Origin of the sequence: Streptomyces europaeiscabiei, assembly GCF_001550375.1 — a bacterium.
In the GTDB taxonomy this organism is placed as follows: Bacteria; Actinomycetota; Actinomycetes; order Streptomycetales; family Streptomycetaceae; genus Streptomyces; species Streptomyces europaeiscabiei.
The window spans coordinates 20,817-30,361 of record NZ_LRTR01000676.1 but is presented as its reverse complement, the minus strand read 5'-3'; the positions used below and the strand labels follow the sequence as shown (position 1 = coordinate 30,361).

At 68.9% G+C, this 9,545-nt stretch carries 6 protein-coding genes and 6 pseudogenes; 8 read left to right on the top strand and 4 right to left on the bottom strand.

The features are described 5' to 3' along the window. Window positions 1-270: 270 nt before the first annotated feature. Window positions 271-603: pseudogene (locus AWZ10_RS33200) on the top strand (transposase); the annotation flags it as partial. Here the strand turns inward: AWZ10_RS33200 and AWZ10_RS33195 are convergent. Then, a pseudogene (locus tag AWZ10_RS33195) lies at window positions 486-2,284 on the bottom strand (ISAzo13 family transposase). The pseudogenes AWZ10_RS33200 and AWZ10_RS33195 sit on opposite strands and share 118 nt — an antisense overlap. 56 nt (window positions 2,285-2,340) lie before the next feature. Between AWZ10_RS33195 and AWZ10_RS55920 the strand changes: the two are divergent. Next, window positions 2,341-3,195, top strand: a pseudogene (locus tag AWZ10_RS55920) (IS701 family transposase); the annotation flags it as partial. A 723-nt stretch (window positions 3,196-3,918) separates the two neighbouring features. On the opposite strand, the gene AWZ10_RS51770 reads toward AWZ10_RS55920, so the two are convergent. Further along, window positions 3,919-4,329, bottom strand: coding sequence for a peptidoglycan-binding domain-containing protein (locus AWZ10_RS51770; RefSeq protein ID WP_060892851.1), 411 nt, complete (start codon window positions 4,327-4,329; stop codon window positions 3,919-3,921). A 325-nt stretch (window positions 4,330-4,654) separates the two neighbouring features. Between AWZ10_RS51770 and AWZ10_RS33180 the strand changes: the two genes are divergently transcribed. From AWZ10_RS33180 to AWZ10_RS33165, 4 genes and pseudogenes are all read left to right on the top strand, one after another. Beyond that, a complete protein-coding gene (locus AWZ10_RS33180; protein WP_060892850.1) occupies window positions 4,655-5,482 on the top strand; it encodes a helix-turn-helix domain-containing protein in 828 nt (275 codons plus the stop codon). Beyond that, window positions 5,475-6,362 carry a helix-turn-helix domain-containing protein gene (locus AWZ10_RS33175; RefSeq protein WP_060892849.1) on the top strand — a complete coding sequence of 296 codons (888 nt, stop codon included), beginning with the start codon at window positions 5,475-5,477 and terminating at the stop codon, window positions 6,360-6,362. Before AWZ10_RS33180 ends, AWZ10_RS33175 begins: the two co-directional genes overlap by 8 nt. Before the next feature lie 442 nt (window positions 6,363-6,804). Further along, window positions 6,805-7,152: pseudogene (locus tag AWZ10_RS33170) on the top strand (transposase); the annotation flags it as partial. A 203-nt stretch (window positions 7,153-7,355) separates the two neighbouring features. Next, a complete protein-coding gene (locus AWZ10_RS33165; RefSeq protein WP_024757633.1) occupies window positions 7,356-7,733 on the top strand; it encodes a nuclear transport factor 2 family protein in 378 nt (125 codons plus the stop codon). A 153-nt stretch (window positions 7,734-7,886) separates the two neighbouring features. Here the strand turns inward: AWZ10_RS33165 and AWZ10_RS54220 are convergent. Both AWZ10_RS54220 and AWZ10_RS33160 read right to left on the bottom strand, forming a co-directional pair. Continuing rightward, window positions 7,887-8,003, bottom strand: a pseudogene (locus tag AWZ10_RS54220) (IS630 family transposase); the annotation flags it as partial. Window positions 8,004-8,064: 61 nt separating this feature from the next. Continuing rightward, a complete protein-coding gene (locus AWZ10_RS33160) occupies window positions 8,065-8,604 on the bottom strand; it encodes a nucleoside/nucleotide kinase family protein (RefSeq protein WP_159058437.1) in 540 nt (179 codons plus the stop codon). A 133-nt stretch (window positions 8,605-8,737) separates the two neighbouring features. Here AWZ10_RS33160 and AWZ10_RS54215 point away from each other — a divergent pair. After that, window positions 8,738-9,057, top strand: a pseudogene (locus AWZ10_RS54215) (hypothetical protein); the annotation flags it as partial. After that, complete coding sequence (locus AWZ10_RS33155) at window positions 9,027-9,443, top strand: tyrosine-type recombinase/integrase (protein ID WP_060892846.1); 417 nt, start codon at window positions 9,027-9,029, stop codon at window positions 9,441-9,443. The pseudogene AWZ10_RS54215 and the gene AWZ10_RS33155, both read left to right, overlap by 31 nt. Window positions 9,444-9,545 lie beyond the last annotated feature (102 nt).

Below are 9,545 nucleotides of genomic sequence, written 5' to 3'. Positions count from 1 at the left end.
AGGTGTCACACCCGGTCAACGACGCAGCCCCTCAACCGGACACACCACCGACGAATGAACCTGACCAAGCACTACTAGTACTCCAGCAGTACTTCGTGGCTTGACCTGGGGAAACGTCGAGCGGTGGGAGTGTAGCGGGCAGGATGCCGTCACCGACGGCTTCTGCCCGCACGCCCCTCGAAGGAGTGCCCCCGATGGCAAGGTCGCCCCGGGCCTGGGAAGCCTCCGGTCGTGATCACAGAACAGGCAGCCGAGACCTGGGACCGCGACCTGGACCACCTCTTCACCACCATCGGGCGCCACTTCGGCCGTGTCGAACCACGCCGCCGCATGCGGGACTACGTGCGCGCACTGCTCGCCCCGGTGGCCCGAAAAAACAGCTGGCAACTTGCCGAACACGCCGGCCACGCCACCCCGGACGGACTGCAGCACCTGCTCTCCCGAGCCCGCTGGAACCCCGACGACATCCGCGACGACCTGCAGACCTACGTCGCCGAACACCTCGGCCGCCCCGACGGTGTACTGATCATCAACGACACCGGGTTCCTGAAGAAGGGCACTACATCCGCCGGAGTCCAACGGCAGTACTCCGGCACCGCCGGGGCCCGTACTTCAATAACTGTCAGCGACGGGTTTCCGCGGGGGTTGTTCGGGCGTGTAGCTGTTCCCATGTGCGGGCGGGCGATCCGGGTATCGGCGTGACGAGGATCCTGTGCAGGTCCAGGAGCCGTTTTGCGTCCTGGTACTGGATGGACAGGTTGGTGCGGTTGACGCCCAGCAGTTGTGCCAGGAACGTCATGGTCATCGCTCTGCGGCGGCGGAGGATGGCTGCCAGGAGCCGGTGGGTGTGGTCCACGCTGCTGGTCCGTGGATGGCGGTAGCTGCGCGGGCGGTGGAAGCGTCGCTGGAATGCTGCCTCGGCCAAGGCGTCCCAGAAAGGCTCCGAGACCGCCACCAGATGCTCGAAGTCGGTTCGTGACATGCCGGTCAGGGCCGGGTCGGTGAGCATCGCGGTCAGGGCCGGGTCGGCCTGGTGTGTCGTTGCCGGCGCGTCTGGCGCTCGCGGTGGAACGGGAGACAGCGTGTAGTTCCAGTCACCGTGGAAGGTGTTGGGTGTGATCGGAAGGGCGTGGAACTCGGCGGGTGTGACGCTGATGCCGAGGTCGTAGCTGCCTGTGTCCAGTTCGGCCCCGATGGTCAGGCCGGTCCTGGTGGTTGTGGCGGCGATGGTCTCCAGGACGACCTGGTAGCTGGTCAGCGGCCGCCCCCGCCAGTTCGCGGTGATGTGACAGCACATCCGGTGCTCTATCTTGTTCCACTTCGAAGTTCCCGGCGGTAGGTGACAGACGGTAATCTCCAGGCCGCTCTCTCGTGCGAAGGTGGCGAGGTTGCTTTTCCAGGTCCAGCGGCGAGGGTCGTTGGAGCCGCCGGAGTCGGCGGTGATCAGGAGCCGGGTGGCATTCGGGTGGTCCGCTCGTCCGCGGTGCTGCCACCAGCGTCGGATGGACTCCACCGCGAACTGGGCGGTGTCGTGGTCGGTGCCGACGTTGACCCATCCGGTGTTGTTGGCAATGTCGTAGATCCCGTAGGGGATCGCCATGGGCTGGTCGTTGGTGGTGAACGTGTGGCAGTCCACCTTGATCGCGTTCTTGGCCGGGCGCCAGGTGCGACCGGGCCGGTCCCGGTTGCCGAGCCATTCCTTGGCCCTGGTGTCGACGCTGATCACCGGCTGGGCATCGTTGAGGAACGCGGCGGCGGTGGCATTGAGGTGGGTGAACTGGGCATCGCGGTCCGGATGGCTGATGCCCTCTGTTGTCTTCGCGGTTCCCTGCAGGCTGTAGCCCAGGGTGTGCAGCAGGTGTCCGACGGTTGAAGCGCTGATCGGGTGGCCCTGTGCGGTGAGGGTCGAGGCCAGGGCCCGTAACGACAGCGTGGTCCACCGCAACGGGGAGACGGGGTCGCCCCGGGTGTGCGGCTCGATCAGCGACTCCAGCCCGGGCAGCAGACCAGGGTCGGTGTCTGTCAGCCGCTTGCGGCCCGCACCTGGAGCCCGGACCCGCAAAGTCGGCGAGGAGCAACCGGCCAACTCGGCCATGCCTCGCGCGATGGTTGCAGTGCTGGTGCCGGAGGCGGCGGCGACCCGGACGATCCCCCCGCGGCCGAGGGCCGTCGCCTCACTGGCCAGGTACAACCGACGGCGGCGCTCATCGAAGTGCGGCAGGATCTGATCGAACTTGGCCCGCAGAGCACGAGCGGCAACACGGCCTGACAGACACGGGGTCATATCTCAGACTCCCACCAACATCCCTCTGCCGAGCACTTATTGAGATACGGGCCCCCGGCCGCACCGAGAACTGCCAGATCGGCGTCTTCGCCGCCTACGCCTCCGCCCGCGGCCGGGCCCTGGTCGACCGCGAGCTCTACCTCCCGAAGACATGGACCGAGGACCGGGAACGCTGCCGCACCTCAAGGGTCCCCGACGAGCGGGAGTTCGCCACCAAGGGGGGAACTGGCCCGGCACATGGTGCTGCGGGCCCTCGCCGCGCCGCTGCCCATCGCCTGGGTCACCGCGGATTCCGCCTACGGTCAGGACAACCGGTTCCGCCGACTGCTGGAGCAGTCGGGTGTCGGCTACGTACTGGCAGTCCCCACGTCCCAGTTCAGCGTGGGCTGTTCACGGATCGAGGGGCTGTTTGCGCAGGCCCCGGACGAAGCGTGGCAGAAGATCTCCTGCGGCAACGGCGCGAAGGGGCCCGCGTCTACCACTGGGCAGCAGTGCGGCTGCCGGCCGTCGCCGAGTTCGACCATCAGGGCGAGGTCCCCCACCGGATGCGATGGGCACTGGCCCGGCACAGCATCAGCAAGCCCGACGAGATCGCCTACTACCTCGCCTACGCACCCCTTCAGGTCACCGTCCAGGAGCTGGTGCGAGTCGCCGGCACACGCTGGGCGATCGAGGAGTGCTTCCAGGCGGCGAAGAACGAATGCGGCCTGGACCAGTACGAGGTCCGCCGCTACACGGGCTGGTACCGGCACATCACCCTGGCCATGCTCGCGCACGCCTCCCTGTCCCCCACGGCACACCTGCTCTCGGAAAAGAGGGCGGAACAGATGAGGCACCCGGGGTCATCGGGCTCACAGTGGCGGAGGTTCGGCGACTCCTGGCAGCTTGTCGGGCCCTACCCCCGCACCTGAGCGGACACCGCAGACGACACCACGCGCTGAGCTGGTCGAACTGGCGCCGCCAACGCCAAGCAGTCGCCCGCCGCTGCCAGTACTTGGGGCGGTCTCCGTGAGACCGCCCCCGCACGACTGAAGTCCCGCTTCACTCCCGCCACCCGGCAAAACAGCCGACGCCGCCTCCAGCTCCGCCGAGGTCGACGCGGTGCTGATGGCGAGCGTCCTTGAGCACCGGCACGTACTTGTACCGCGAGGTGCGGGAGAAGCCGACCGAGCTGGTCAGCGGGAGGGCGGCCCTCCGTTCCCGCCCGAGCTCGGCAGCAGGTAGAGGAGCGTCACCACCCCTGCGCTGATCAACACGGCTGTGCCTGCGGCCGGGTGGCGGCACGCGAGATATCCCGCAGGCACAGCCTGGTGCTCAAGACCGGGCGGGTCGACCCGCTCCCACACCTCCCATGCGGAGGCGTCACCACGTGTCGCCCAGGACCTCGCGCATCCGCCGCCAGTGGCCGACGGCCCACTGGCGGTAGGCGTCCCGGAAGAAGTACAGCGACCGGGTTGGAGCCGACCGACCACCCCACGGAGAACTTCCATGCCCCCGCTCCCGCTCGGCGACCTCGACCCTACGAACACCTCCTTCACCCCGAGCTGCCCCCGTCCCCGACTCGCCCTGGCTCGGCCAGACCGTACGAGACCCCTACCGGAGGCGGTCCACAGTCCAGCGCGTCTACGCCACGGTCAGCAGGAGAGACGGCGGAGACGGGGCCAGGTCTCCTCGCCGACCACACCGTCCTCGTCCAGGCTGCCCCTGCAGGCGTCGTTGTAGATTTCCTGGAACCTCGTCGCCGCCGCCTTGGAGTTGCGGCCGAAGACGCCGTCGACCGTCCCCGGGTTGTAGCCGTGGTACTTCAGGATGCACTGCGCTTCCTTGCCGGCGGCGGTCACCTGCGAGGTGGAGGGGATGACGGTGTTGCCGTTGTAGTAACCGGCGGAGAGCCGGCCGCTGGAACTCATGTTGACGTCGCACGGGAAGACCGTGGCCGCGGCGGTTCCGGCTGCGACGGCGACGCCCCCGGTGGCCGTGCCGCCCACCAGGGTGAGGGAGGCGAGCATGATCGCGGTGCGTCTGCGGGCTGCGCTGAGTGCCATGGGAAACCCCCGGAATAGGTGTGGTCTGGATATCGGTCGTGTTCGGCGAACGGCCCGGGTGAACCGTGCCGTCCGGTCGAACGAGAGCCATGCTGGAGGGTCGGGCTCCCCGCCGGCCACAGAACCCGCCCGGTTGGGACAGCACGGGATGCACCCCACTCTGACCTGCTGGGACGTCATGCGGGACGACGCGGCGGCGGGACGTACGGATCGCGTGAAGGCGCGAGGGACGAGAGAGATGGGGAACGTGTGTCCGGACGGTCGCATATCCGTACGCTTAGCCACACTGAAGCCGCACACAAAGGAGTGCGCGAAGGGGTGGGACATGTCGCGTTGGAAGGCGCTGCCCGAGTCGCTGGATCCTCGGATCCGGCAACTCCTGGTGCAGCTCCGACAGTTGAAGGACCACAGCGGTCTGAGCCTGGCCGCACTGGCGAGCAGGACCTCGTACAGCAGATCGTCGTGGGAGCGTTACCTCAACGGGAAGGCGGTGCCGCCCCGGCACGCCGTCGAGGCCATGGCGGACGTATGCGGCGGTGATCGGATCAACCTGACGGCACTGTGGGAGGTGGCCACATCCGCTGTCGGACCGGACCCCGCACCGCCTGGTCCGCAGGGGCAGCAGGGGCAGCAGGCGGCGCGAGAGGAGGAGCGGCCACAGGAACCCGCGCAGCAGCACGAGACGGCATCCCCGAGCGAGCGAAAGGGCCCCGGCCGACCCCTGCCCAGGGGGCCGCTGGCCATGGGGTCGGCGGCCACCGTCGTGGTGGTGCTCGCAGCGGCGGCCCTGCTGGCCGCACGGCCCTGGGAGTCGGCGGCGGAGCCGCGCGAGCAGGGCAGAAGCACGGGCGTGCCGACCGCCACGTACTCCGCGCGGACCTTCCCGTGCTACTTCACGGTGCGCGACGGCCTTCTGTACGCCGGGCACAGCACGACCCTGACCGACGAGTACGGCGTCGGAACCACCGTCGAGGCGGTCGCGGAGGTTCAGTGCCTGGTCAAGAAGCACGGCTTCGACCCGAAGGGGATCGACGCGTCGTTCGGGCCCAACACCAAGGCCGCGGTCCAGAGGTTCCAGCGATCCCGTGGACTCGACGACGACGGCATCGTTGGTCCGATGACCTGGCGCGAACTCAGGAAACCGAGTGGCTGAGGGCGCTCGGCCGCAGCCGAGCGGCTTATCGGAGCCGACCGCGCCCGAGGTCCGCCACCTCCTGGAGCGGCTGCGGGAGGCCAAGGACGGCACCCGACTGAGCTTCGCCGCGCTGGCGGCCAGGACCTCGTACAGCAAGTCGTCGTGGGAGCGCTATCTCAACGGCAAGACGCTGCCGCCCCGCGACGCGGTGGAGGCGCTCGCAAAGCTGAGCGGCGCGGATCCGGCGAGAATGCTGGCACTGTGGCGGCTCGCCGACCGTGCCTGGAGCGGACGGGACGCGCGCGACACCACGGCCGGAGGGGAGACCGGAGGAGGGGAGACCAGGCGCGAAAGCGCGGTGGACTCCCCGGCGAGGGCGGACGTCCGGGCCGCCACGCCGCCGCTCGCCCCGAGGGAACGGAACCTGAGCAGCAGGACCGTGGCGGTCGCGGCGGCGGGGGCCGCTCTGGCCGCCGCGCTGGGCGCGGGGACCTGGGCTACCTGGGCATGGACCCACGGCGGCGGGCGCGAGGAGGCAGCGCCCCGGCTGAGCACAGGCCCGTGCCGAGGTGAGAGCTGCACGGGCCGCAACTCCGAACAAAGGGACACGGACTGCTGGACGGACGCGGACACGCGTGCGCGGCGGGAGATCGCCGGCCGGGTCGTGGAGCTGCGCGTCAGCCTGATGTGCCGGGCGTCATGGGGCCGGATCATCGAACCGCGGCGCGGGGACCGGGTGTGGGTCGAGACCACCGACGAGCAGCAGCAGTCGGGGCAGGTCGTCGTACCGAACCGTGCCATCTACACCCTGATGATCGGCATCGAGCGGCCGTCTGACGCGCGGGCCTGCTTCGAGTTGGCCGGTGGACGGTCCGGTTGCACTCCCTGGGGGCGTTGAGCGGGTGCGGGCCGCCCCCGCCGACCTGCCGACCATGCCCTTCGGCGTAGACATCGCCCTGTGCTGTGCCTCCACCCGGACCACCAGGCATCCGTTCGCGACACCCTCCGCCTGAAGGTCACCGACAGGGTTCGTCACGGCCCTGGCGTTCGTTGCGGTGGTGTCCGTGTAGTTCTCGAGGGTGGCGCACCGGGTCCATGGCAAGCCCGACACTGAGGTTCAGATCATGGCCCTTGAGCGAGCACAGGTCGGGGTAGTACGACCGTAGCGCCGTGCCACGGAGAGCCGATGGGCCCGGGACGGGGGAGGCCGCGGTGCGAGCAAGGATGTCCGTGGGCAGGATTGCGTGGATCGCCGCGGCGGTTGCGGCGGCGCTCGGGATCGTGCTGATGACTCCGTTCCTCCTCATGGCGGTGGGCCGAAGGACGCGGACTGGGCCAAGCGGATTAGGCCCGCCGGACGCGAGGTCCGCCAGCATGTCGACGGCCCGGAACTGCCCGCGCGCTGGCTGCTGGCCGAATGGCCCGCCGGCGAGAGCGAGCCGGTGCAGTTCTGGCTCTCCGACCTGCCCTCCGGCATGCCGTTGACCACCACCCTGGTCCGCCTCGCCAAGCTCCGCTGGCGCATCGAGCAGGACTACCGCGAGATGAAACAGGCCCTGGGACTGGCCCACTTCGAGGGCCGCACCTTCAACGGCTGGCACCACCACGTCACCCTCGTCTCCGCCGCGCACGCCTTCTGCACCCTGCAACGACTGGCCCGCGCCCCAAAAGACGCGGCGCCGGCCTGAGCCTCTACCAAGTCGTCCGCGACCTGCAGATACTCCTCGCGGCCTGGACCGGCGCCTGCCCCACCTGCCGCCGCGACATACCCACACCCATACGCACCTGACCAAGCCCTACTAGCTAGTGCTGTGATCGGGATGGTTCACCGTGGTCGGGGGACGGCTCAGGGGACGAGCGCGGTCCGCGAGGCGCCTGGTATTACTGGTGTATGCAGGAAGAGACCGCGCGGTCCGCGATCGACACGTTCATCTCCGCGTTCAACGCCTCGGACGACAGCTATGTGACTGCGCTGCTCTCCCAGGCCCTAACCTCGGACGTGGTCTTCTGGGGACCGTTGGGCCGCAGTGAGGGGATCGAGGCGGTCGAGCGGTTCGTGCTGGACATCCGGCGCCACCCCGCGGGGACCGGCACGATGGTGCGCTGTTCGGCGGTGGACATGCCGGACGAGTGGGCCCGGTACCAGTGGGTCTTCACGACGCCGGATGGAGGCCCCCGCCTGGCGGGAACGGACGTCGTCCATCTGCGGCGGAGCCTCATCGACCAAGTCATCGTCTTCGCGGGGGAGATCGAGCCGTCCGCCTCCTGAGTCATTCTCCTCTGGCGCCGTCCTTCTCCTGAACCGGTCCCGTTCGGGGCTCCGGGTCTGCCCAGCCGAGATCATCTTCACAACGCTTCGGTCGTCCGCGCTTGGCCACGAGCGGACCGATGATGCGCTGTGGCTGTGTAAGTTCGCGGTTGGTCAGGCTGCGGTGTCGAGGGGGCGTCCGCCCCAATGGATGCCCTTCTCCCTTCGGATGCGGGCGCGTTCCTTGCGTTGGCCGGCCAGGACGTCGCGGTGGCGGGCGTTGGCGTTGCGCCGGGCCGGGGTCGCGGCGGTTGGGCTGCCGATGAGCAATACGGTGAAGTGCTATTTCTACTTATCGGGTGGCCCCTGCCAGCCCCTGAACTGCGTCGATCACGCTGCCCACCACCTCGGTCACTGGCTTGGATGCATCGATGATCGTCGCGCCACGGCCTTCGTACGTCGCTCGCATCCGAGGGTTCCACTTCAGGGCCGCTGCGAGCTCTTCGGGATGTTGCCCGAATGTGTTCGTAGTGCGGGTCGCGAGCCGGTGGCGGAGGGTGTCCTCGTCGATCACCAGGCACACGATGAGGTCGAAAAGATCGCGGACGTCTGCCTCGTTCTCCGCCGACCCACACAAGAACGCGATTCCGAAACGAGACTCCTCGACGAGGGTCTCAACGCGCTCACGGATGATCGCCCACCCGTATCGGTCGAGCCAGCCCCCAGGAACCGGATAAGGAGGATCCACCACAAACTCGCCCCTAGCCCGATCGATCCAGCGACTGAAGCCGTCCTCGTCGGCATCGAGCGCAACGTAGCCACGCGCTCGCAACACCCCGCAGACCGTGGACTTACCAGTCCCTGAATTGCCCGTCACCCACACCAATGTCACGCCGCCAGCGTAGGGATGACCACCCCGGGATAGCGCTGGGACCGCGCAGGTTCGCCGGTTGCGGTCAGGCTGCGGCTGTGAGAGGGCGTCCGCCCCAGCGGATGCCCTTCTCGCTTCGGATGCGGGCGCGTTCCTTGCGTTCGGCGGCCAGGACGTCGCCGAGCAGCTATTCGGGCCGTGGCGGGAGCTCGCGGGATCACGGCTTCGCCTGGAGGCCGTGTATCTGGAACGGCAGGGCACCGGCGTGGGATCGCTGAGGCTGGCCGCGCACGGTGGGTTTGGCCGACCAGCTCGGTGTGCCCGTGGTGCTGTCGAACGCGGTCCGTTATGCCGACCCCGGGCAGCACCGGCTGGCCGATGTCCTCGATGCGGCCCGGCTGCTGCGGCCCATCGGACCGCCGTCACCTGGATGGCGGTGAGCGGTGGCTGAAGGGCCCGGACGCCATGGCGGCCACCAGGCCCGCCACATCCTGGCCACGAACCTGCTGAAGAACGGCGCCGACCTGGTCCATGTCAAGCGCTATTTGGGGCAGATCTCGAAGGAGATGGTGGAGCCCTATGTACACTTGGCGCACGACGATCCCAGGCTCAACGACGCGTTGACCGCGATCTGGGTCACCGGCCCCGGTGCCGCCGAGCCCGGCGTCCTGTTGTCCGGCGGTGAGCCGATGAGCCGCGAAGAAGCCGAGGCCCTCTCGCTGGACCTCAAACGTGCTGGTATCGAGTACCCCGCCTCCCGCGCGTACGCGGCCGGTTCGTACGGGTGGGACGCCAAGGCCCGGCTCGTCTGGCTGATCGCCGGACTCACCCGGCGGCCGGGCACGGTGCCATACCGGTAGGCGGTGCCGGACGGTCCGTACGAGGCGCTCGCCGCCCGCCTGGACGACGGCCGGGTCATCGTCGTCACCCAGCCCACCGGCAGGCCGGTGCCCGACCTCGTG